The organism is Streptomyces sp. NPDC058051, from assembly GCF_042885475.1.
Lineage (GTDB): Bacteria > Actinomycetota > Actinomycetes > Streptomycetales > Streptomycetaceae > Streptomyces.
Map to the genome: position 1 here is coordinate 58,626 of NZ_JBHVRW010000007.1, position 21,406 is coordinate 80,031.

22 protein-coding genes and 1 pseudogene are annotated in these 21,406 nt (G+C 71.5%); 6 read left to right on the plus strand and 17 right to left on the minus strand.

From position 1 onward, the window contains the following. Positions 1–5: 5 nt before the first annotated feature. Both ACFVUT_RS13785 and ACFVUT_RS13790 read left to right on the plus strand, forming a co-directional pair. A complete protein-coding gene (locus ACFVUT_RS13785) occupies positions 6–962 on the plus strand; it encodes a M56 family metallopeptidase (RefSeq protein WP_389647854.1) in 957 nt (318 codons plus the stop codon). Between the two features lie 121 nt (positions 963–1,083). Further along, positions 1,084–1,701, plus strand: coding sequence for a MarR family winged helix-turn-helix transcriptional regulator (locus tag ACFVUT_RS13790; RefSeq protein WP_389647857.1), 618 nt, complete (start codon positions 1,084–1,086; stop codon positions 1,699–1,701). Positions 1,702–1,769: 68 nt separating this feature from the next. Here ACFVUT_RS13790 and ACFVUT_RS13795 read toward each other — a convergent pair whose 3' ends face one another. Together ACFVUT_RS13795 and ACFVUT_RS13800 are read right to left on the minus strand one after the other, a co-directional pair. After that, positions 1,770–3,017: a cation:proton antiporter gene (locus ACFVUT_RS13795; protein ID WP_389647860.1), complete on the minus strand. Its 1,248-nt coding sequence runs from the start codon at positions 3,015–3,017 to the stop codon at positions 1,770–1,772. Positions 3,018–3,019: 2 nt separating this feature from the next. Beyond that, entirely contained in the window at positions 3,020–3,490 is a 471-nt protein-coding gene (locus ACFVUT_RS13800) for a cation:proton antiporter regulatory subunit (protein WP_389647863.1), read from the minus strand. Positions 3,491–3,674: 184 nt separating this feature from the next. Here ACFVUT_RS13800 and ACFVUT_RS13805 point away from each other — a divergent pair, with 184 nt between their 5' ends. Beyond that, positions 3,675–4,070: a nitroreductase/quinone reductase family protein gene (locus ACFVUT_RS13805; protein WP_389647866.1), complete on the plus strand. Its 396-nt coding sequence runs from the start codon at positions 3,675–3,677 to the stop codon at positions 4,068–4,070. A 218-nt stretch (positions 4,071–4,288) separates the two neighbouring features. Here ACFVUT_RS13805 and ACFVUT_RS13810 read toward each other — a convergent pair whose 3' ends face one another. Together ACFVUT_RS13810 and ACFVUT_RS13815 are read right to left on the minus strand one after the other, a co-directional pair. Beyond that, positions 4,289–5,737, minus strand: coding sequence for a flotillin family protein (locus ACFVUT_RS13810; RefSeq protein ID WP_389647868.1), 1,449 nt, complete (start codon positions 5,735–5,737; stop codon positions 4,289–4,291). Positions 5,738–5,808: 71 nt separating this feature from the next. Beyond that, the gene (locus tag ACFVUT_RS13815; protein ID WP_389647870.1) at positions 5,809–6,318 is read right to left on the minus strand and encodes a hypothetical protein; all 510 of its coding nucleotides are present in this window, start codon (positions 6,316–6,318) and stop codon (positions 5,809–5,811) included. 352 nt (positions 6,319–6,670) lie between these two features. Between ACFVUT_RS13815 and ACFVUT_RS13820 the strand changes: the two genes are divergently transcribed. Together ACFVUT_RS13820 and ACFVUT_RS13825 are read left to right on the plus strand one after the other, a co-directional pair. Further along, the gene (locus ACFVUT_RS13820; RefSeq protein ID WP_389647874.1) at positions 6,671–6,940 is read left to right on the plus strand and encodes a DUF1876 domain-containing protein; all 270 of its coding nucleotides are present in this window, start codon (positions 6,671–6,673) and stop codon (positions 6,938–6,940) included. A gap of 231 nt (positions 6,941–7,171) precedes the next feature. Next, entirely contained in the window at positions 7,172–8,866 is a 1,695-nt protein-coding gene (locus ACFVUT_RS13825; protein ID WP_389648573.1) for a SpoIIE family protein phosphatase, read from the plus strand. A gap of 9 nt (positions 8,867–8,875) precedes the next feature. Here ACFVUT_RS13825 and ACFVUT_RS13830 read toward each other — a convergent pair whose 3' ends face one another. The 9 genes and pseudogenes from ACFVUT_RS13830 to ACFVUT_RS13870 form a co-directional block, all read right to left on the minus strand. After that, entirely contained in the window at positions 8,876–9,724 is an 849-nt protein-coding gene (locus tag ACFVUT_RS13830; RefSeq protein WP_389647877.1) for a GNAT family N-acetyltransferase, read from the minus strand. A 77-nt stretch (positions 9,725–9,801) separates the two neighbouring features. Continuing rightward, positions 9,802–10,431, minus strand: coding sequence for a hypothetical protein (locus ACFVUT_RS13835; RefSeq protein ID WP_389647880.1), 630 nt, complete (start codon positions 10,429–10,431; stop codon positions 9,802–9,804). Continuing rightward, complete coding sequence (locus ACFVUT_RS13840; RefSeq protein WP_389647884.1) at positions 10,428–11,732, minus strand: MAB_1171c family putative transporter; 1,305 nt, start codon at positions 11,730–11,732, stop codon at positions 10,428–10,430. Before ACFVUT_RS13840 ends, ACFVUT_RS13835 begins: the two co-directional genes overlap by 4 nt. Positions 11,733–11,775: 43 nt before the next feature. Continuing rightward, on the minus strand, positions 11,776–12,396 hold the full coding sequence (locus tag ACFVUT_RS13845) for a toxin (protein WP_389647887.1): 621 nt from the start codon (positions 12,394–12,396) through the stop codon (positions 11,776–11,778). 6 nt (positions 12,397–12,402) lie between these two features. Further along, the gene (locus tag ACFVUT_RS13850; protein WP_389647890.1) at positions 12,403–12,864 is read right to left on the minus strand and encodes a hypothetical protein; all 462 of its coding nucleotides are present in this window, start codon (positions 12,862–12,864) and stop codon (positions 12,403–12,405) included. Between the two features lie 785 nt (positions 12,865–13,649). Beyond that, positions 13,650–14,024: a fluoride efflux transporter CrcB gene (gene crcB, locus ACFVUT_RS13855; protein WP_389647892.1), complete on the minus strand. Its 375-nt coding sequence runs from the start codon at positions 14,022–14,024 to the stop codon at positions 13,650–13,652. Then, positions 14,021–14,377 carry a DUF190 domain-containing protein gene (locus ACFVUT_RS13860; protein WP_389647895.1) on the minus strand — a complete coding sequence of 119 codons (357 nt, stop codon included), beginning with the start codon at positions 14,375–14,377 and terminating at the stop codon, positions 14,021–14,023. Before ACFVUT_RS13860 ends, crcB (ACFVUT_RS13855) begins: the two co-directional genes overlap by 4 nt. Further along, positions 14,374–14,781, minus strand: a complete 408-nt coding sequence (gene crcB / locus ACFVUT_RS13865; protein WP_389647898.1) for a fluoride efflux transporter CrcB — start codon at positions 14,779–14,781, stop codon at positions 14,374–14,376. Before crcB (ACFVUT_RS13865) ends, ACFVUT_RS13860 begins: the two co-directional genes overlap by 4 nt. 237 nt (positions 14,782–15,018) lie before the next feature. Beyond that, positions 15,019–15,645 (minus strand): annotated as a pseudogene (locus tag ACFVUT_RS13870) (phosphoribosyltransferase); the annotation flags it as partial. Between the two features lie 118 nt (positions 15,646–15,763). Here ACFVUT_RS13870 and ACFVUT_RS13875 point away from each other — a divergent pair. Continuing rightward, on the plus strand, positions 15,764–16,684 hold the full coding sequence (locus ACFVUT_RS13875) for an HAD-IIA family hydrolase (protein WP_389647901.1): 921 nt from the start codon (positions 15,764–15,766) through the stop codon (positions 16,682–16,684). A 15-nt stretch (positions 16,685–16,699) separates the two neighbouring features. On the opposite strand, the gene ACFVUT_RS13880 is transcribed toward ACFVUT_RS13875, so the two are convergent. The 4 genes from ACFVUT_RS13880 to ACFVUT_RS13895 form a co-directional block, all read right to left on the minus strand. Then, a complete protein-coding gene (locus tag ACFVUT_RS13880; RefSeq protein ID WP_389647904.1) occupies positions 16,700–17,497 on the minus strand; it encodes a VOC family protein in 798 nt (265 codons plus the stop codon). Positions 17,498–17,693: 196 nt separating this feature from the next. Continuing rightward, a complete protein-coding gene (locus tag ACFVUT_RS13885) occupies positions 17,694–18,515 on the minus strand; it encodes an enoyl-CoA hydratase/isomerase family protein (RefSeq protein ID WP_389647907.1) in 822 nt (273 codons plus the stop codon). Continuing rightward, positions 18,512–19,642 (minus strand): cytochrome P450, encoded by a 1,131-nt coding sequence (locus tag ACFVUT_RS13890; protein WP_389648576.1) that lies wholly within the window; start codon positions 19,640–19,642, stop codon positions 18,512–18,514. Before ACFVUT_RS13890 ends, ACFVUT_RS13885 begins: the two co-directional genes overlap by 4 nt. A 331-nt stretch (positions 19,643–19,973) precedes the next feature. Continuing rightward, entirely contained in the window at positions 19,974–21,362 is a 1,389-nt protein-coding gene (locus ACFVUT_RS13895) for a cytochrome P450 (protein WP_389647909.1), read from the minus strand. Positions 21,363–21,406: the final 44 nt, after the last annotated feature.

A 21,406-nucleotide genomic window follows, 5' to 3' on the forward strand; every position in this document is an offset into this window, starting at 1 on the left:
GTCCGATGGGTGTCTTCGTCTGCCTGCCGCTCGTGCTGCCGCTGACCGCGCTGCCGATCGCGCGCCTCGCCGAACAGCATCTGCACCCCCGCAGCGCGACGCGGCTGCTCGCCGTCGTCGGGGCGCTGCTCGCCCTGTGCAGCACCCTGTGCCTGGGGCTGCTGATGGTGGTCGGTACGGCCCAGCTCCCGGGCAATCCGCTGCCGGACCGCTGGTCGGACGCGGAGGTGCGGGAGGCGGTGCCGTACGAGGAGAAGGCGGGCATCGTCGCGATCGGGGCGCTGGCGGCGGTGCTCGGGGCGTGCGGGTGGACGGTCTACCGCCATGTGCGGCTGCGGGTCCGGGCCGGCCGCGCCCTGTCCGCCGCGTCCTTCGCCGCTTCGGGCGATGTCGCGGTGGTTCCGGACCCGGTGCCGTACGCCTACGCGCTGCCCGGCAATCCGGGCCGGGTCGTCGTCTCGACCGCGATGACCGGGTGTCTGGACGCCCGCGAGCGCCTGGCCCTGGTCGCCCACGAACGGGCCCATCTGGCGGCCCGGCACCATCGCTATCTGCTGGCCGCCCACCTCGCGGCGCGCGCCAACCCGTTTCTGCTGCCGTTGCGTACCGCGGTGGCGTTCAGCACCGAGCGGTGGGCGGACGAGGAGGCCGCCCGCGCGGTCGGTGACCGGAGGGTGGTGGCGATCGCGGTCGGCAAGGCGGCGCTGTTCTCGCACGGGGCACCGGACGCCTCGGTCGGCTTCGCGGCCTTCGCGAGCTCCGGCTCCGAGGCGGGGCCGATACCGCGCCGGGTGGCGGCGCTGCTCTCCCCGGTTCCGCAGGCCCGGCTGTGGCCGCCGTCGTCCGCCCATGTCTTCCTGGCGGCGCTCGTCGCGGCGACGGGCACGGCCGTCTCGGCGCTCTCGTCGCTCAACGCGACGGTGTCCCTGGTACGGATCCTGCACGCCGCGACGCCGCTGTGAGCGGTACGGCCGGGTCGCCCGCGCACCGGCCGCCGTCCGCCCTTCGCACGCCCCGCCGCCCTCCGCGTGACACCCGGAGCGGGTGCCACCGGCCGACACGGTCCAGGCGGTACAAAGAGACATGGCCGCGTACGAACAGGGACGTGAGGACCGACCGTCCGACCGGGACCGGGACCGGGACCGGGAGCAGGACCGGGACCGGGACGACGCCGACGCCCACGCCCATGCCGGCATCGACGCCGACATCGACGAGGTGACGCGCGTCGTCCTGGCGGCTTCCAGGCTGTTCTTCGACCTCTCCGCACGGTCGCTGGCGGCGGTGGGCGACCGGGTGACGCTGCCGCAGTTCCGGCTTCTCGCCGTGCTGGCCACGAACAGCGACGCCAAGCTGGTGACGCTCGCCGAACGGCTCCGGGTGAACCCGTCGACCGCGATGCGCATGCTGGACCGGCTGATCGCCGCCGGTTTCGCGGAACGGGAGGTGAACCCCGTCAACCGGCGCGAGACGGTGCTGCGGGTGACGTCCGAGGGCCGCCGGCTGGTCGAGGACGTCACGGCGGTCCGCCGCAAGGAGATCGCCGCCGTCGTCGAACTCCTCGATCCGGAGCAGCGCACCGCCCTGATCGACGCGCTGACCGCGTTCACCGTGGCGGGCGGGTACCCGCCCGAGCCGGGGCCGGGCCCGGACGGGTACCCGCTGGGCTGGCCGTCCGACCTCCCCACCCACCACGATGCCTGACTCGCCACCATGCCTGACTCGCCCCCGGTCCGGCTCGGCGTGATGTCCGGCCCGGTGCGATGTCCGGCTCAGTCGGAGGAGGCGGCGAACTCCTCCTGCGCGGCGGGCGCCGGACGGGCCGCGGGAATGTCGCCGCCGCCGGCCCCGCCCTTGTCGTCCCGGCCCCGCAACGCCTGGATCTTGGCCACGATCGGCTGTGTCCAGCGGGCGGTGAGCGGGCCGACGATGACGAGGATGAGGACGTACGCGGTGGCGATGGGCCCGATACGGGGCTCGGTCGCCACGGCCAGTCCGGCGATGACGATGGAGAACTCGCCGCGGGCGACGAGCGTTCCCCCGGCCCGCCACCGGCCGCGTGAACCGATTCCGGCGCGCCGGGCCGCGTACCATCCGGTGCCGATCTTGGTGAAGACGGTGACGACGGCCAGCAGCGCCGCCGGAAGCAGCACCGGCGGGATCGCGGCCGGATCGGTGGAGAGCCCGAAGAACACGAAGAAGACGGCGGCGAACAGATCCCGCAGGGGCGTCAGGAGCTTGCGCGCCCCCTCGGCGACCTCACCCGAGAGCGCGATCCCGACCAGGAACGCCCCGACGGCCGCGGACACCTGCAACTGCTGTGCCACACCGGCCACCAGGACGGTCAGCCCGAGCACGACCAGGAGCAGCATCTCCGGATTGTCGGAGGACACGGCGCGGCTGATCAGCCGCCCGTGCCGCAGTGCCAGATAGAGCACGAGGCCGACGGTGCCGAGCGCGATGAGCAGCGCGACGCTTCCCCCGGCGAAGCCCACGCCCGCGAGCATCGCGGTGAGCAGCGGCAGGTACACGGCCATCGACAGGTCCTCGATGACCAGCACACCGAGGATGACGGGCGTTTCCCGGTTTCCCAGCCGGCCCAGATCGGCGAGCACCTTCGCGATCACCCCGGACGACGAGATCCAGGTGACCCCGGCCAGGGCCGCGGCCCCCACCGGTCCCCAGCCGAGCAGCAGTGCCGCGACCGCCCCCGGTGTCGCGTTGAGCACGAAGTCCACGGCACCGGACGGATATTGCGTCTTGAGGCTGGTCACCAGCTCGGAGGCGCTGTACTCCAGTCCGAGCAGGAGCAGCAGCAGAATGACCCCGATCTCGGCGCCGACGGCGGTGAATTCCTCACTGGCCCCCAGCGGCAGCAGTCCGCCGTCCCCGAAGGCGAGGCCCGCGAGCAGATACAGCGGGATCGGGGAGAGTCCTATCCGGCCGGCGAACCGGCCGATGATCCCGAGTCCCAGGATGACGGAGCCGAGCTCCACCAGCAGTGCGGTCGTGTCGTGCACGGTCAGCCCTCCGCAATGATCTCGGCGAGCGCGTCGACGCCCTCGCGGGTACCCACGACCACGAGCGTGTCGCCGATGGCCAGCCGGAAGTCCGGTCCGGGCGACGGATGCGCACTGTGCGTGCGCAGCACGGCCACGATCGAGGCCCCCGTCCGGGTCCTGGCCTTCGTTTCCCCGAGCAGTCGCCCGCCGTACGGGGACCGCGTGCCGAGCGGTATGTGCTCGGTGACCAGGTCGATGCCCTCGGTCCGCACGGCGTCGATGGGTGCGGCGTCGATGAGGTGTGCGAGCCCGGTGGCCTCCTGCGGCGTCAGGGGTACGGAGAGCCGGCACGAATCTGGGTCGTCCTGGTCGTAGAAGCCGATGAACCGCCGTCCGTCGTGGTGGACGACGACAGAGATGTGCTGTCCCGACTCGGTCGTGTAGTCGTACTGCACACCGACTCCGGGCAGTGTGGTGCGGTGGGTTCCCATGGCTTCCTCCCGAGGAGTACGGCGGTGCGCCGGCATACTTGGTGATCTTTTTATCTGCGCATTACCCTATCCGGAGGCCGCCGCCGCCTCCGGCGCGCGGGTGAGCGACGAGGCTGGTACCGGGTCGGAAGGCCGGTCGGGGCCGGCTTCCGGACGACCGCAGCAACCGACGGAAGGGCCGTGGATGTCGCGCAGTCGAGAGTTCAGGTTCCGGGTGGTCACGTCGTTCCAGCGGCATGTCGTCAATCCGCTCGCCAGGCGGTCGCGGGCGCAGACCCTCCTGGAGACGACGGGCCGTGCCTCCGGGCTCCCGCGCCGCACGCCGGTCGGCGGCAGCCGGGTGGGCCGGGAGTTCTGGCTGGTTTCGGAGTTCGGCGAGAGGTCGCAGTACCTCCGCAACATCCGGGCCGACCCACGCGTCCGGGTCCGCATCGGAGGCCGGTGGCACACCGGCACCGCCCACCCCCTTCCCGAGGACGACGCCCGCGCCCGGCTGAGGAGGCTTCCGCGTTACAACAGCGCCGTGGTGCGGGCCCTGGGGACGGACCTGCTGACGGTGCGGGTGGACCTGGCGGACTGAGCCCCGGATTCCGGCGCCCGGACGTCCCCGTGCCCGGACGTCCGTGGGTTGCCCGCACCCCGCCCGTGCCCGACACCTCGCTGTGCCCGGACGTCCCCGTGCCCGGACGTCCGTGGGTTGCCCGCACCCCGCCCGTGCCCGACACCTCGCTGTGCCGGGACGTTCCCGTGCCCGGCCGGTGCGGTGCCGGCCGGGCACGGACGGGGTTTCGGGACGGATCAGTCGCTGATCTCGATCTTCCCGTTCGGGGACGGGGCGGAGTCGGCCGCTTCCGACGGTCCGGCCGGTACGGCCGCGGCCGTACCGCCCTTGAGGTTCTTCAGCAGAGCCGCCAGGTCGACCCCGGTGGTGGAGCTGAGCAGTTCCATGCCCTGGGCGACGTTGTCCGTGACCGTACGCGACAGCCGGCTCGCGCCGTCCGTCGAGATCACGGTCATCTTGTCGACGGCGCTCAGCGGTTCGGACGCCTTGGCGACGACCTGCGGCAGCACCTCGACCAGCATCTGGAGCACGGCCGCGTCGCCGTACCGGGCGAAGGCGTCCGCCTTCTTGTGCATGGCCTCGGCCTCGGCGGCGCCCTTCGCCGCGATGGCAGCGGCTTCCGCCTCGCCCTCGATGCGTACGGCGTCGGCGAGGGCCGAGCGGTGCAGCTTCTCGCCCTGACCGGTCAGCCGGGAACGCTCGGCGTCCGCCTCGGCCTCCTTGACCTGGGCGATCCGCCGGGCCTCGGCCTCCTGCTCGGCCTGGTAGCGGGCGGCGTCGGCGGGCTTGCGGACCTTGGTGTCGAGTTCGCGGTCGGTCAGCGCGGCCTGGCGCTCGGCGACCTTCTCCTGCTCCGTGAGGACTTCCTGCTGCCGGGCCGCCTCGGCGAGCGGGCCCGCCGCGTTGGCCTTGGCCGCGGCGGCCTCCGTCTCGGCCTTGATCTCGGCCTGCTTGAGGTAGAAGGTCCGCTCGGCGATCGCGATCTCCTCGGCGGCCTTGAGCCGGGCCTGCTCGGAGGCGCGCTTGGCGATCGCCTCGGCGATGTCCGCCTCCTGCTTGGCGCGGGCGGCCTCGGGACGGCCGAGGTCTTCGAGGTAGGAGCCCTCGGTGGTGATGTCCTGGATCTGGAAGGCGTCCAGGATCAGGCCCTGCCCGGAGAGACTGGCCTCGGCCTCCTCCGCGACCTGGCCGGCGAACGCGGCGCGGTCGCGGATGATGTCCTCGACCGACATCCGGCCGACGATGGCGCGCAGGGCACCGGAGAGCACTTCCTGGGTGAAGCCGACGATGCCGTTCTGCTGCTGGAGGAAGCGCTGGGCCGCGGCCCGGATCGCTTCCTCGCTGCCGCCGACCTTGACGATCGCGACGCCTTCGAGGTTGGACTTCACACCGCGCAGGGTGACGGCTCCGCGCACGGCCACCGGGATGTGCCGGCTGGACAGGTCCAGGGTGAACTTCTGCTGGACGAACGGGACGACGAAGACGCCGCCGCCGACGACGACCTTCTGGCCGCTGTTGTCGATGCTGGTGCGGCCGGTCACCGGGTCGGTCGACTTCTTGCCGCGGCGTCCGGTGATGATGAACGCCTCGCTGGGCCCGGCGACCTTGTAGCGGGTGATGACGACGAGGGCGAGCAGGACGAGGAGTACGACGACTCCGACGACTGCGGTCACGACTGGGCTCATAAGGGTGTCCCCCCTGCCTCCCTGCGGGGACGGCAGCTTGTTTTCGGGCGGTGTTCCGGTTCGGGTGGTGGTCAGCGTTCGACGGGGCGGACCGCGACCGAGGTGGTCGACAGCGTGGCCTCCACCCAGATCTCGGTGCCGCGTTCCACCGGCTCCGGACTCTTCGCCGCCAGCTTCACGGGCTGTCCCGCGAGGTGCAGCAGGACCTCGCCGTAGCCGTCGGCCGGGATGGCCGTGACGACCGACCCGGACGTGCCGACGAGATCGTCGCCGCGCGGGGTGGTGCTGGTCTGGTCGCGCATCAGGGTCTGGCTGAACTTCCAGGTCAGCCAGGCCGCGACGATCCCGGCCAGCACTCCGGCGGCGGTGGCGACGACGGTACCCGCGCCGGTGGCGCCGAGCACGATCGCGCCGCCGAAGCCGAGCATCGAGACGAATCCGGCGATGACGGGGAGGGACAGGAGGCCGTCGAAGAGGCCGTCCAGTACGCCTCCGAAGAGACCTTCGAGGATGCCGTCGAAGACCAGGGACAGGACGAGCAGGACGATTCCCGCGATACCGAGACCGAGAAACAAGGTCATGTGTACGCCCTCCCCGGTCTCCGAGATCCCCCGAACATTTCCGTCGAACTGAGTGGATGGTCCCATACACACCGGGCAACGGGTACTGCCGGGTTCCGGCAGACTTTTACGCGATTTTGATGCCGGGCCCGTGTTCCTGGCACGTCGGTTCACATCGGTTGAATCGGTCGAATCTGTCGTGTCGGCGGACCGCCGCCCCCGGGCGACGGACGCCGGCCGCATGGTCGGACGGCGGGCCGGGTGTGCGGAACAACGTGACAGATCGGGGCGGGTCTGTCACGTCCTTTCGCGGGGGAGGTGCCGTGGTGCAGGAGCGGAGGAACGGGCGCACCCTGGTAGGGAGGTGATCGTCATGAAGACAACCGTCGGGTGGCATGTGGACCTGGAGTTCGAGGAAGACACCCAGCGCACCCGTGCGGCTGCCCTGGTGCGGCTTCCGGACGGGAACGAGGTGCGCTCCCACGGATACGCGAGCCGTCACCCCTCCGACAAGGAGCAGCCGAGGGTCGGCGAGGAGATCGCGGGAGCCAGAGCGCTGAACGAGCTGGCGATGAAGATGCTGACGAAGGCGCACGACGAGATCGACGAGGCGTCCGGCCGGACCTCGCACCCGCTCGCCTGAGCCCTCCGCCCGCGAGCCGCCGGTCCCGCCGGTGAAGCCTGGCCGGGCCCGGAGGCGCTGGGGTGTGCGCGGGAGGCGTCGGGGTGTGCGTAGTACAGGCGGCGGATGCAGCGGATGCGCGGTGAGGGCGGGCGGTCGACGATGGAAGGCCGGGCAGCGGGACGTCCGTGCCCGCCCCAGGAGGTTGACGTGCAGGCCGATGCGTACGCCGCCGGCAGTGCCGACAGCACGATGCCGTTCGACTTCGGGATCCTGGCGGCCCTGGTCGAGGGGACCACGGCCGGGGTGGGCGTGCTCGACACCGGGCTGCGCTACCTGTACGTGAACCCCGCCCTCGAACGGCTCAACGGCATTCCGGCCGCGGAGCATCTGGGACGCACCGTCGCCCAGGTCCTCCCGGGCGTCGACGCGGGCGAGGACATCATGCGGGCCGTGCTCGCCGACGGGAAACCCCGCGAGATCACCTCCGGCGGATTCACCGCCTCCGCGGCGGGACCGGCCCGGCGGTACTGGCACGGGGCGTATCACCGTCTGGAGGCCGGCGGGCGGGTCGTGGGGCTGGCCGGGATCGTGCTGGAGGTCCAGGCGAGCGACAAGGAGCAGCGCGAGCTCCAGCAGGCCCGGCGCCATCTGACGATGCTCGACACCGCGGCCGCCCGGATCGGGACCACGCTCGACATGGACACCACCTGCGCGGAACTCGTCGACCTCGTCGTGCCGGGGCTGGCGGACCTCGCCACGGTCGAGGTGTTCCCGCCCGACGTCGCCGCCCCGGTGCGCCCCGCGCCCCCCGGCGTGCTGCGGCTGCGCCGGGCGGCGCTGACCGCGGTCGGCGGTCTGCACGAAGACCTGCCGGGGTTCGGACTGACCGGTGAGTACGTCGACTACCAGGAGGGCGCGGCCGTACAGCGCTGTCTGGCGACCAACCAGCCGGTCGTGGAGAACCGCATCTCCGACGAACAGCTCGGCCGCTCCGCCCCCACATCCGAACGGGTCGCCGCCTATCGTGCCCTCGGGATGCACTCGGCGGTCATCGTGCCGGTCACCGTACGCAGTGGTCCGCTCGGCGTCCTCGGCCTGGTGCGGGCGGGGGACTCGCCGGTCTTCACGGACGAGGACGTGGTGGTCGCCCGGGAACTCGCCGGCCGGGCCGCCGTCGATCTGGACCACGCCCGCCGGTACGCGCACGAGCACACCATCGCCCTGGAGCTGCAACGCTCCCTGCTGTCCGAGCCGCACCCGCCGCACCCGCACATCGAGGTCGCCACCCGCTATCTGCCGGCCGACCGGAGCGTGATGGTCGGCGGTGACTGGTTCGATGTCCTTCCGCTGCGGGACGGACGGCATCTGAAGGCGATGGGTGACGTGATGGGCCACGGGGTGGAGGCGGCGGTGGCGATGAGCCACTACCGCTCGCTGCTGCGGATGTTCGCCGACGACGAGCTGCCGCCGCACCGCATCCTGGAACAGCTGGACCGGATGGTCGAACGGTCCGGACTGGACCGGGCCGCGACCTGTCTGCTGGCCGTCGTCGACCGGTCCGGCGGGGTGTGCGAGGTGGCGAGCGCCGGGCATCTGCCGCCGGTGCTCATCGAACCCGGAGGGTCCGGAGCCAGGGTGTGCGACGGGGTGCCCGTGGGCCCGCCGCTCGGCACCGGATTCGGGGGCTACCGGACGACGGTGCTGGAACTGGGACCGGGCACGGTGCTGTTCCTGTACACCGACGGCCTCGTGGAGCGGCGGGGCGAGGACATCGACATCTCGGTCGGCCGCCTCAGGGAACTGACCCTGCCCGAGAGCGGAAGCCTCGACGACCTGCTGGACGACGTCCTCGAACGGTTCGGACCGGGTGCGGAGGACGACATAGCGGTACTGGCCTCGCGCACCCGCACGCCCGCCGCCCCGGACGCGGCGCACTGCGGGTGAGGGATCCCGTCAGCCCAGTTCCAGGCTGGTGATGCCGAACAGCCCGGCGTGGTCGATGTCCGGAGCCGGACCGGTGTACATCCGGGCGGTCTCGAACGACGGGGTGAGGCCCAGCTCTTCCGCGAGACGCACAGCGGCCGGGTTGACGTCGGGTACGTCGATCGCCACCGGGGTGCCGGGGTCGGTGGCCGCGAGCGCGCCGACCAGGGCGCCGGCCACCTCGGGCGACCGGGCGTACACGGGGCCGATGCGGGACGACGTACGGCAGGGCCGCAGCACCGCGAGCCCCTGCAGCTCGCCGTCGTGGACCGCCGCGAGCGAGGTGTGCGTGGGCCCGGCGATCCACGGCGCGAGGAAGCTGTCACGGTCGGCGGGGAAGAAGCGGCGGTCGTAGGAGGCCAGCCGGTCGAAGGGGAGCGTACGGGCGTCGACGAGCGTGACGCCGGGCGGTGCGGGCGGCGCGGCGGCCGGCCGTCCTTCGTACCGCATGTTCGTCCAGACGGAACGGAAGCCGGACCTGCGGTAGTTGGACTGCTGGGCCACCACGCCGTCCAGGCCGACGTTGCGTCCCTCCAGCCGTGCCAGGCCGGCCCGCCAGAGCTGGATGCCGTAGCCCCGGCCGCGCATCCCCGGCCGGGTGAGATAGAAGCCGAGGAATCCGAAGCCGGAGCCGTAGCGGATCACGGAGACGCAGGAGACCGGTTCGCCGTCGAGCCGGCCGATCAGGAAGCCGCGCGGGTCGGCGGCGGAGAAGGCGTGCCGGTCGGCCAGGCCCGGATTCCAGCCTTCCGCGTGGGCCCATTCGGCCTGCGTCGTGAGGTCGTCGGCGCTTGCGGTGGTGATCTCGAAGTTCGGCACGGGGCACCTGTACCCCGCGGCAGATCGGTTCAATGGTGCTTTTTCCGACATCGCCCGGCCCGGCGGACCCGCGCGGATCAGACGAGCAGGAACGCGCCCGCTGTCGCGGCCCCCAGTGAGGCCCCGGCGACCGTCTGCGCCACGGAGTGGTACCCGAGCGCCACACGCGACCAGCACACGGCCACCGTCATCGCGTACGCGAGCAGCCACCACGGCGAGTGGACCACGGCTGACAGGGCGACGACGGCCGAGGCGACCGCGGCGTCCACCGAGATCTTCCAGACCGTGTTGACGCCCAGCAGGACCACGGTCATCGCCCAGAGCGCGAGCATGGCCACGAGGATGCCCGTGGGGGCGTGACCGAGGACCATCACCACCGAACCGGTGCCGATGGAACCGAGGATGACGAGGAAGATCGGGGCCCGCTTGGTGCGGTCGACGACATGGCGGTCGCCCCAGGTGCCGCGCCCACGCTCCCACTCGATGTACCCGGCGGGAACGAGCCCGGCGCACAGCGCGCCGAGGAAGCCCCACAGGAGTCCGGTCCAGTGGCCCGCGGCGGCCAGTCCGATGCCGAGCATGCCGACCAGCAGGAGGTTGCGCGGCTGGAAGACATCGGTGACGGTACGTGCGACACGGATGCCCGGTGGCGTGGAGGCGTCGGTGCCGGTGGTGCTGGTGGTACCGGTGCTGCCGGTGGGGGTCATGCCGTCTCCTCCAGGGACGCGGTGGGCGCCGGGGCGGTGGCGTCGGCTGACGGCGCCCCGGTACCGGATGTGGCGTGGTCCAGGACCTGCTGGGCCCGGTCGTCCGTGACCGTTCGGTAGGCGGCGGCCACCTTGGTCAGCCTGGCCACTTCGCCGTCCTGGTCGATGGCGTGCTGGGTGTCGAACGCGGCCGCGGCCGAGGGCGGCGTGCCCGCGTTCCTGGCGCGCAGCGCCGCCTTGATCCAGTACGCGTCGGCGAGCGGCGCGGTCTCGCGGTCCGGTGCGGCGTCCGCGGCGGCGGCCTTGGCGGCCGGGAGCAGGGCGTCGGGGACGTAGTGGCGCAGCTTCTCGACGGCGTCCGCGATATCGGCCGCCCAGCGGTCGACGCGCAGGTCGGCGGGGGTGTCGAAGCGGGTCAGTTCGCGGGTCAGCGAGGTCGGCGGTTCGAAGGGCTGCTCGGGGAAGGCCGTCATCAACTCGTACCAGAGCCCGTGCAGTTTGACCTGGGCCCGCCACAGCTTCGCGCGGCGCTGCCCCTTGCTGAGCGCCGGGATGGAGGCACCCACCGCGAAGAAGGCGAACAGCACCACCTGGGCGGCCTCGGTCACCTCGTCGAACATGAGGGCGAAGTCCTCGCTCGGCCGGTCGATGACGCTGACCCACAGGAACAGGGTCCGGCTGACGGTGTATCCGACCCCGATGAACATGGCGAACGTCATCATGCCGAGGCCCACGCGCAGATGACGGAGCCCGGCCCCCGCGGTGGCCAGCGCCCACTGGTACGCGCAGACGGCGGAGGCGGCACCCAGGTAGAGGTAGAACACGCTCATGTACAGCGTGGCGCCCCACTGGCCCGCGTGGTCCGCGACGAAGCGGTCCGAGGGTGCGGAACGGTCGACGACGGTGAAGAACAGCACCGTCAGCAGGATCAGCGTGGCGACGGACGCCTTGGCCGCCACCTGCTGGATGGCGCGGGCGAATCGCACATGGCGCGGCACGGTGCCGGCGTCGGGGTACTGGCCGTAGATCGCGACGATGTAGCTGAGGATCGCCAGGATCGCGATCGTCGCCGTGTAGTGCTTGATCAGGACGGCGAGATCGGTGACGGCACTGTCGTTGAGGGCGATGCGCACGGCCTGCGTCTTGGTCCACAGGGCGGCGGCGAATCCCGCGTAGCACCCCCACAGGGCCCGGCGGCGCTTGTCTTCCTCGTCGCCCCACAGAGCGGCCGGCATGCGCCACAGGGCGACGGCCGTCATCAGGGCGGCTATGAGATAACCGGCGAGGTCGAGCGGGGTCACGGCGGAATCCTCGGGGTGGGGGGGAAGGCGGGGCGGTCCGGTGTCAGGTACGGCGGAACAGGCCGCGGCGGCGAGAGGCGACGGGGCGGGACAGCGAGTTGGCCAGGCGTCCCACCATGTCGTCGCTCGTCACATCCCGCGCCATGCGCGGAATGAGCGACGCGCCGAACTCTGCCATGCGCTCGTCATGTGTGTCGTACTGCGCCCGCGCCTGCACGGTGCCGTCCCCCGAGCGCAGCGCGTCCACGATCGTCTCGGCCGCCGGTGGGGGGACGGCTGCGGGCGGTTTCGAGGGGGTCTCGGTGGCGAGGACCCGGGTGATGAGCGACGTGTCGAAGACCGGCAGCAGCCGCCGGAGCTGCTCCGGATCGAGGGAGGTGCCGTGGTCGAACCACTCGTGGCACAGCTCGTGCAGGATGACGTGCTGGGTCTGGTACGTGGTCGGGCGGCGGCGGTAGAGCACGAAGCTGGTCCCGCCGGTCTTCAGCCGCAGACCGCAGGCGGCGTTGACGCGCGCCAGCCGGTCGGGCATCTCGTGCAGCACGATGGTGCGGCCTCGCGCCTTCTCCATGTTGGCCACCAGCGCGGTGATGGAGAAGGGGGCGGGGATGGGCAGGTCGGCCAGCCCGGCCTCGCACTCCTTTCGCAGTTCGCGCATGGACATGGAGCCCTACTTCTCCGGCTCGCCATGGGCGTGGTCGGCACCGGCCGTGCTCTGCCGGTCCCTGGCGTCCTCCAGCAGGGAGAGCGCGAACTGCAGCAGCTCCGGGGGGAGTCCCTCCTCGTCGACGCCGCGCCCGGCCAGGCCGCTGATCTCCCCCGTGCGCCGCTTGGCGAGGAACTGCAGACCGGCGACGACGTCGTCGACGACCTCGGACTCCTCCTTGAAGAACCGCCAGTCGACACCGAAGCCCAGTCCGAGCGCCTTGAGGATGTCCTCGGACGGCTGGGTGACCTTCCCGGCAAGGATGTTGGAGAAGTAGCTGTGCGAGAGGGATCCGCCGCGCTCCTTGACCAGATCGGCGAAGACCCGCCCCGAGATCTTCTGGCCGGGGAACGTCTTCTCGACCATGTACTCGACCTTCTGCTGCAACGTCCGCAGCTCCGGCGTGCGTTCCTCGCCGATTTCCATCCGGCCCCCCACGTATCCGCCCCCGTCCGACCGGTGTTCCACGGTCTTCGATTTCGGTCAACGGGCTCGTACTGTAACGAACCTGACGTGGCGCCCTCGGCGCGGGAGGTAATTGATGGGGTCTACATGAGAGCGGGCTTGCGTAAACACTCTACGTCACTGTTAACTCGAAAAAACACGGACAGGGGACCACGAGGGGAGTCCCCTGCCCGTGAAGTCCGCGCGAATGAAAGGGACATCATTCGCATAGGGGTGTAGCCCTTCACGACGGGGGATGCGCGAAGGGCTACGCGTCCATTATGACCGCTGGTCAGTCCGTCATCAACTGACCGACCGATCAGTGGGGAGCGGAATGCGGACGATCTGCCGCCCACCGGCGACCCGGAGCCCCGCTCCGGTCCCGTAGGACGCCTCGATTGACAGCGGCCACGCGATGACGGACCCGACGCGGTTTCCGGGGCGGACTCCGGGCCGGGACCGTGTGCGCCCGGCCGCACGCCATTGGGGTGGTGCCCGGCGGACGGCCGTCGTGGTGCGCGGCGGGGGAGCGTACGGGTGACTAGCGTCGCGGCTGACGGACCGCTGCCGACGCGCAACGGGTTGAATCGCCCGGCGTCGGTGACGGCTCCTCCTCAACGGCGTTCCCCTGCCATCGCCTCGCATTGCGGTGGCAGGGGACGCCGACCGCCCGGACCGCTCGCCTCCGCCCCCGCGCCCACCGGGCCTCGGCGACGGCGACGTGCTCCGCCTCCGCGCCCACCGGCCTCGGCGATGTGCCTCCGCTCCTACGCCCACAGGGCCTTGGCCGCGACGACACCGGCGAAGGCGGCGCCGAGCCCGGCGATCACGCTCGCGACGACGTTGGCCGCGGCGTAGAACATCGCGCCGTCCTCGGCCAGGCGCAGCGTCTCGTAGCTGAAGGTGGAGTACGTGGTGAGCGCCCCGCACAGTCCGGTTCCGATGAGGAGTTGCAGGTGGGAGGAGGCGGCGCCGGAAGCCACCGCGCCGGTCAGCAGGCCGAGGACGAGCGATCCGGCCACGTTGACGGCGAAGGTGCCCCAGGGGAAGACGGTGTCGTGACGGGACTGCACCGCGCGGTCGGTGAGGTAGCGCAGCGGGGCTCCGACCGCCGCACCGATGATCACGAGCAGCCAGTTCACCGGTCCCCCTCCCGGTTCCTGCCGAAGCGCACGATCTCGCAATGGTCCAGGACGGCGAGAGCACCGTCCCGGACCAGCTCCTCGATGTGCGGGAGAAACGCGCGGATCCTGTCCTCGGTGTCGATGAGGACCACGGCCACGGGCAGGTCCTCGCTCAGGGACAGCAGCCGTTGGGTGTGAATCATCGAGGAGGCGCCGAAGCCCTCGGTACCGCGGAAGACGCTCGCACCGGAGAGACCCGCTCGGTGCGCCCGGTGCACGATCTCCGTGTACACGGGCCGGTGGTGCCACACGTCGGACTCGCCGACGAGGACCGTCAGCCGCAGGGCCCGTTCCGTGTCCGGTGCCGTCATGCCTGCCTCCGTGCCAGTACGCGGCGGGTCGCCCACGCCGTGCTCCACACCGCTGCCAGGGCCGCGCACAGGGTCAGTCCCAGATAGGCCAGGCCGGTGCCGGCCCGGTCGGCGTCGACCAGGCGCTCGATGTCCACCGTGTAGGTGGAGAAGGTGGTGAACCCGCCCAGCACGCCCGTACCGAAGAACGGCCGTACCAGCCGGTGTGCCGTCCACACCTCGCTGATGACGACCATGAACACACCGATCACCGCGCAGCCGACGACGTTCACGATCAGCGTCATCCACGGGAAGTCCCCCGGGGCGGTGGGCCAGATCAGCGCGGCCCCGTAGCGGGCGGACGCTCCGATCGCACCGCCGAGCGCCACCACCGCGACGACGGCCCCCTGGGGATTCCGGGTCACCACGCGCACCTGACTCCTGCCTGCTCCACACTCCAGATTATCGCCGCGGCCTTGAACAGGCGTGCCGGGCCGGGAGGCGGGTCGGGCGAACTCCACGAGACGGAACCGGACGCCCCAACGAGGCGGTGAGCATGACGACTTACCGCAGATCCGCCGCATGCGTCGCCGAGACGGGGTGGCACCGGGGGAGAGCCGGGCCGCTCAGTCCGTTCCGGGTGGCACGTGTCCGCTGTACCGGGCCTGTGTCAGCAGGGAGACGACCTCCTCGTCGGAGGTCTGGGAGAAGTCCCGGTACCACTCGCCGACGGCGTAGAACAGACGCGGCGTGGACAGGCACACCACCTCGTCCGCGCACTGCCGCAGCCGTTCGACCGCGTCCGGTGGCGCCACCGGCACGGCCGCCAGCAGCCGGGCCGGCCGCTGGGCCCGTACCACCTGGCAGGCGGCCTCGGCCGTGGCGCCGGTCGCGACGCCGTCGTCCACGACGATCACGGTCCGGCCTTCGAGCGGTGTCCGTGGCCGGCCCGCACGGTACGTGCGCGCCCGGCGTACGAGTTCCGCCGCCTCCACCCGCTCGACCGCGGCGAGGTCCTGCTGCCCGACCATGAGGTAGTTCACGACGTGCTCGTTGATGACGCGCACGCCGCCCTCGCCGAGGGCACCGAACGCGACTTCCTCATGGTGCGGCACGCCGAGCTTGCGGACCACGATCACATCGAGCTGGGCGCCGATCATCTGCGCCACCTGGAAGGCCACCGGGACTCCGCCGCGGGGCAGGCCCAGCACGACGGGGTTCTCCCGCTCCAGGTGACGGAGCGCCTCGGCCAGCTGCTGTCCCGCGTCCACGCGGTCGGCGAACAGCACGGTGGTTCACCCCCAGACCGGGGAGAGAGCGGGGATCACACGGGCGCGCGCCCACCCGCCTCCCCCTTCGAAACAACCCCAAGTGCGGCGGCGGCGCAACTCGGGCAGGGTCGGTCGCATGGAACGAATCGGAGCGGTCCTGATCGACATCGACGGTGTGCTCACGGTGTCCTGGAAGGCGCTGCCCGGCACGGTGGCGGCTGTGCGGCGACTGCGCGCGGCGGGTCTCCCGCTGGTCCTGGTCACCAATACCACCTCCCGCACCCGCGCCTCGATCGCCGGGAAGCTGGTCGGCGAGGGGTTTCCCGTCACGGCCGACGACATTCTCACCGCCCCCGCCGTCACCGCCGCCCACCTGCGGGAACACCACCCCGGAGCCCGCTGCCTGCTGATCAACACCGGTGACGTCCGGGACGATCTGACGGGCGTGACCCTCGTCGACGAGGTCGAGTACGAGGTCGAGTACGAGGCCGAGGGTGGCAGCGACGCCGCGGGCGTCCGCGGGGACGAGGGCGGGCCCCGGGACCGGGACCGGGGCGAGGGCGACGGCGGGGAGGAAGCCGGTGCGGCGGACCGTGCCGGGGCGCCGGATGTCGTGGTCCTCGGCGGTGCCGGGGACGCTTTCACCTACGCGGCGCTCAACCGCGCCTTCCACCATGTGCGGCGCGGCGCCCGGCTCGTCGCCATGCACCGGAACATGTACTGGCGCACGGCCGCCGGGCTCGATCTCGACACCGGAGCCTTCCTCCTGGGCCTGGAGCGCGCCGCCCGCGTCGAGGCGGAGATCACCGGCAAGCCCGCCGGGTCGTTCTTCGCCGCGGCCCTGGCGCACCTCGGCAGCAGCGCGTCCGAGGCCCTGATGGTGGGGGACGACATCGAGTCGGACGTGCTGGCGGCCCAGCGCGCCGGGCTCACCGGCGTCCTCGTCAGGACCGGCAAGTACCTCCCCGAGACGCACCGGGCGGCCGACGGCACCCCGGACCATGTGATCGACTCCTTCGCCGACCTCCCCGTCCTGCTGGAACGGTGGGGGGTGTGAGGGGCGCCGACCGGCTCAGGACACCGCGGACGTCGCGGGCAGCTCGCCGCCCGTCGTGCTGACGTCGATCACGGAGAACGCCGCACCCTGCGGGTCCGTCAGCGCGGCGAAGCGGCCGAACGGGATCGTCATCGGGCCGAACCGCAGGATCGCGCCGCGCTCGGTGGCCTTCGCCACGGCCGCGTCGCAGTCGGCGACGGTGAAGTACACATTCATGTGCGGCGGTACTTCGGGCGGGAACTCGTCACCCATCCTCATCCGCCCCATGACCGTCCTGTCACCGAGGTTGAACATCCTGAAGTCGATGGCGTCGTCGTCCATCTTCACCATGCTGTACGGGAAGACTGCAGGGAAGAACGCATCCGACTTCTCCGGCTCGCGGGTGAAGACCTCGGCCCAGCAGAACGCACCGGGCACGCCCTGTGCCTCGAAACCCTCGTGGCTGCCCGCCTGCCAGACGCCGAAGACGACACCGCTGGGGTCGCGGGCCAGCAGCATCGTGCCGAAATCGCCGACCCGCATGGGATCCATCAGCGTCTCGCCGCCGTTCTCGCGGATCTTCACCGCGGTGGCGGCGGCGTCCGGTGAGGCGAGGTACAGGCACCAGGCCGACGGTCCCTCCTGTCCGGGCATCGGGGGAACGACGGCGGCGACCGCCCTGCCGTCGGCGTACGCCTGTGTGTAGTCGCCGAACTCGGACGCGGACTCGCCGAACGTCCAGCCCAGCACGTCACCGTAGAAGCTCTTCGCTCTGTCGAGGTCCGGGAACATCGCGTCGGCCCAGCACGGTGTGCCCTCCGGTTGTACGGCCATGGCTCCGGCTCCTTCGCGCTCGGCGGGTGGTCCCGCTCCTCACGCTAGTCAGCCGACCACCCGACCGCTCGCCGGAAGCGGGGCCGATGACGCCGGTGTCGAACCGGGCGGCCCGCCCCACCGGTCGAACGGCGTGTGAGTGGACCGACGGGTGCGCAGACCGGCGCGGGCCCGGGGCCGGCGCGTGTGAGCGGGCTCAGCGCGCCGGTACGGCCCCCGCTCCCGTCCCCCGGGCGTCGCGGGGCCGGCGGGTCGCGGCCGCGACCGTGGCCATCAACTCCGCGTCCAGGACCGACGGATCGGCCAGCCGCGTCGGGGCGGCGTACGCGTTGAACAGCGCCTTCGTGACCCGCAGGGCGGCCTCGGGCCGGCGCACGATGGGCTTGGTCCACGCGGTGACGGCGGCGTCGAGCTCGTCCTCGGGCACCACCCGCTGGAGGATGGACAGTTCGTACGCCTCCGCCGCGTCGAAGGCGCGCCCGGTCAGGACGAGTTCGCGTGCCCGCGCGGCGCCGACCTCATGGATCAGGCGCGGGAGCACGCCGCCCCAGGCCGTGGGCAGCCCGAGCGCCAGTTCCGGCAGCCGGAAACCGGAGGTGTCGGCGCCGACGCGCAGATCGCAGGCGAGGGCCAGGGCCAGGCCCGCGCCGATCGCCTTGCCCTGGACCCTGGCGATCGTGACGGCCTGGCTGGTGGAGAGCGCCTCACAGACGCGGCGGGCCTTGTCGCCCGCGATCCGGATGCCCCGCCCGGTGGGGTCCTCGTCGAGCCAGTCGGCGAACTCGTTCCGGTCCCCGCCCAGGGAGAAGTCGTCCCCGGCGCCGCTGAGCACCAGCACCCGGACGTCGGGGTCCGGTACGGCCAGGACCTTCAGCAGATCGTCCAGCATCGCCTCGGTGACCGCGTTGCCGCTGTCGGGGCGGTTCAGCTCCACGCGCAGCACGGGGCCCTCGCGCACGGTGCGTACCGTGCCGGACCGCCGGTTCGGGGAGAGGTAGTCGGGGAGCGAGAGCTTCATATCGCCACACTCATCGAGGTCACACGCCGGAAGACCAGCCGGGACGCGTAGACGGGCGGTGTGACGGCGCGCAGGGTGGGGAAACGTTTCAGGAGCTGGGTGAGGAGCGTTCGCGCTTCGAGGCGGGCGAGGGCCGCGCCCAGGCAGTAGTGCACCCCGCCCCCGAAGGTGAGGTGGGTGCCGGAGCGCTCGATGTCGAAGGTGTCCGGGTCCTGGTTGCGCCGGGGGTCGTGGTTGGCGGCCCCGTACATGACGTGGACCATGCTGTCCTTCGCGATCGGCACACCCGCCAGCACCGTGTCGTCGGCGGCGATCCTGGTGTTGATGTGGATCGGCGGGTCGTAGCGGAGGACCTCGTCGACGGCGGCGTCGATGTGTCCCGGGTGCTCCGCGAGCCACGCCCACCGGCCGGGCTCCCTCAGCAGCAGCCCCACCATGGTCGACAGCAGCGTCGCGGTGGTCTCCAGCGAGGCGATGGTGACGAACATGGTGAGACGGTAGAGGATCTCGTCCGCCGTCTCGCGGTCGGGCTCCATCGCGTCCCAGGTGTGTATCCACCCGGTCAGGACATCGTTGCCAGGGTTCGCCCGGCGCTGCTTCACCAGATCGGTGAAATACGCGCGTAGACGCACGGTCGCCTCGGCGGACACGGCGAGCTGGCTCTTGGTGGGCAGCAACTCCTGGGCATGCACCTGGTTGTGGGTGATCTCCAGGATGTGCGGGTAGTCCTCGGGCGGTATCCCCAGCCAGGAGCCGACCGTGGTGATCGGGAGCTGCTCGCTGACCGTGCTGACGAGGTCGGCCTCGCCCTGGCGCAGCTTCCCGGCCAGCTCGTCGAGCAGGCGGGTGACGTCCTCCTCGACCTGCGGGGTCAGCCGCTGGATGGTGGAGCGGTCGAAGAGGTTGCCGAGGCTGCGGCGCTGGCAGGTGTGCTCCGGCGCGTTGAGGCGCGAGAGCGTCTTGGTCATCTCCCGCGTGGCGATCGCGTCCCAGCGCTCGGTGTCCGCCTGGCGTTCCTGCCAGGCGAAGTCGGGTGCCAGCCAGTTGCGGCCGCGCAGCACCTCGCTGCACGCGTCGTAGCCGGTGACGAAGTACGCGTTCCAGGGAGCGCGTACGACATCACCCAAGGATCTCAGCTCGGCCAGCAGGCCGTAGGGATCAGCCTGCCCCTCCGGTGATTTGAGCCGTCTCAGGAGGGCGATGAGGGCGCGGCGGTCAACGGTGGTGGGCCGGTCGGTGCCACATATAGCGCTCACGCAGAGTTCCTTGCCCTGGGCTCATGGTTACGACCAGAACCTACCCCTCCGCATACGGCCGCCAAGCTTCGATCTTTGTTGCCCGTGTCACAGGCACATGCCAGGCTGACCGCTTGTCAGGCGATCATCTTCTGTTGTAGCAGGCGCCCATGACGATTCGTTATGTCACCAAGTGGCCCGATTTCATGTCGTCGGACGTCCGTCACATGCGGAAGACGTCCAGGAAGGAACTCCACCAGCCCTTCGTCTTCTTCTGCGACTCCGCGGCTTCGTAGCGGGCGGCCGGAACCTCCTCGGGAGCGGCGGCCCGGGACGGGACGGGCGACTGCGCGGCCGTCGCCGCATGGCGGGCCGCGGCCGGGCTGAACCGGACCGGCAGGGAGGCCAGTGCCCGGTGGAACGGGCCGGGCCGCCAGGCGACCGCCGAGGCCGGCACGGCGAGGGTGAGGTCCGGCACCGAGTTGAGGATCTTCTCGATCGCGGTGAGGGCGATGAGCTGGGCGGGGGACTTCGCCGGGCAGACGTGCGGGCCGGCGCCCCAGGCCAGATGGGCGCCCTTGCTCAGGGTCTGGCGGGCATCGGTGAGCGCGGGGTCGCTGTTCGCGGCGGCGAAACTGATCAGTACGGGGGTGTCCGCCTTCAGCGTCACGCCGCCCAGGTCGACGTCCTGGACCGGGTAGTGCGTCGCGTAGTTGGCGATCGGCGGGTTGTTCCACAGCACGTCGTCGAGGGCGTCCTCGACCAGCATCCCCGTACCCCGCCGCTGCGAGCCCGCGGTCTCGTCGGACAGCAGCAGGAGCAGCGCGTTGGCGATGAGGTTGCGTTCCGGTTCGACGCCCGCGCCCATCAGCATGACGAGCTGGTCCTTGAGCTCCTCGTCCCGCAGGCCCGCCGGGTGCTGGATCAGCCAGGAGGTGATGTCCTCACCGGGCTGGCGCCGCTTGAGCGCGACGAGCTCCATCAGGCACTCGGTCAGTTCGGCGTTGGCCCGTAGCACGTCCTGGCCGTCGAAGATGGCGGACATGCTGCGGGTCAGCCGGTCGCCGATGTCACCGGGGCAGCCGAAGAGCTGGTTGAACAGCAGCAGCGGCAGAAGCTTGGCGTAGTCGCCCAGCAGGTCGGCGCTGCCGCGCTCGATGAACTGGTCGATGAGGTAGTCGGCGATGCGCTCGACGTCCCGGCTGAGCCGGGTGGTGTTGAGGCGGCCGAGACTCTCGGTGACCGCCTTGCGCAGGCGCAGATGCTCGGTGCCGTCCGTGAACAGGCAGTTGGGCCGGTACGCCATCATGGGCAGCACCGGGCTGTCGAGCGGTACGCGGCCCTCCCGCAGCGCCGCCCACCGCCGCGAGTCACGGGCGAAGTAGGAGGGATTCTGCAGGACCCGGAGCGCGGCCTCGTGCTGCACGATCAGGGTGGCGTCCACACCGGGGGCCAGCTCGATCGGAGCGGCGAGCCCGTGCGCCCGGAACTCGTCGTACACACGCTGTGGATCGGACGCGAACTCCGGCCCGTAGAGCGACGTCTGGCGCTCCCCGTGCATCGGGCACCCGGTGGGGGCGCTGTACGGGGTGGCTCCCGGCTGAGAGTCCATGTGTGATACCTCGATGTGAGCGCGGGCCCCGCGGGGCCCGGACG

Coding starts and splice junctions, on each gene's coding strand:
- ACFVUT_RS13785 (WP_389647854.1), top strand. CDS start 6: ATGGGTGTCTTCGTCTGCCTGCCGCTCGTGCTGCCGCTGACCGCGCTG.
- ACFVUT_RS13790 (WP_389647857.1), top strand. CDS start 1,084: ATGGCCGCGTACGAACAGGGACGTGAGGACCGACCGTCCGACCGGGAC.
- ACFVUT_RS13800 (WP_389647863.1), bottom strand. CDS start 3,490: ATGGGAACCCACCGCACCACACTGCCCGGAGTCGGTGTGCAGTACGAC.
- ACFVUT_RS13805 (WP_389647866.1), top strand. CDS start 3,675: ATGTCGCGCAGTCGAGAGTTCAGGTTCCGGGTGGTCACGTCGTTCCAG.
- ACFVUT_RS13810 (WP_389647868.1), bottom strand. CDS start 5,737: ATGAGCCCAGTCGTGACCGCAGTCGTCGGAGTCGTCGTACTCCTCGTC.
- ACFVUT_RS13815 (WP_389647870.1), bottom strand. CDS start 6,318: ATGACCTTGTTTCTCGGTCTCGGTATCGCGGGAATCGTCCTGCTCGTC.
- ACFVUT_RS13820 (WP_389647874.1), top strand. CDS start 6,671: ATGAAGACAACCGTCGGGTGGCATGTGGACCTGGAGTTCGAGGAAGAC.
- ACFVUT_RS13825 (WP_389648573.1), top strand. CDS start 7,172: ATGCCGTTCGACTTCGGGATCCTGGCGGCCCTGGTCGAGGGGACCACG.
- ACFVUT_RS13835 (WP_389647880.1), bottom strand. CDS start 10,431: ATGACCCCCACCGGCAGCACCGGTACCACCAGCACCACCGGCACCGAC.
- ACFVUT_RS13845 (WP_389647887.1), bottom strand. CDS start 12,396: ATGTCCATGCGCGAACTGCGAAAGGAGTGCGAGGCCGGGCTGGCCGAC.
- ACFVUT_RS13850 (WP_389647890.1), bottom strand. CDS start 12,864: ATGGAAATCGGCGAGGAACGCACGCCGGAGCTGCGGACGTTGCAGCAG.
- ACFVUT_RS13860 (WP_389647895.1), bottom strand. CDS start 14,377: ATGACGGCACCGGACACGGAACGGGCCCTGCGGCTGACGGTCCTCGTC.
- ACFVUT_RS13875 (WP_389647901.1), top strand. CDS start 15,764: ATGGAACGAATCGGAGCGGTCCTGATCGACATCGACGGTGTGCTCACG.
- ACFVUT_RS13880 (WP_389647904.1), bottom strand. CDS start 17,497: ATGGCCGTACAACCGGAGGGCACACCGTGCTGGGCCGACGCGATGTTC.
- ACFVUT_RS13885 (WP_389647907.1), bottom strand. CDS start 18,515: ATGAAGCTCTCGCTCCCCGACTACCTCTCCCCGAACCGGCGGTCCGGC.
- ACFVUT_RS13895 (WP_389647909.1), bottom strand. CDS start 21,362: ATGGACTCTCAGCCGGGAGCCACCCCGTACAGCGCCCCCACCGGGTGC.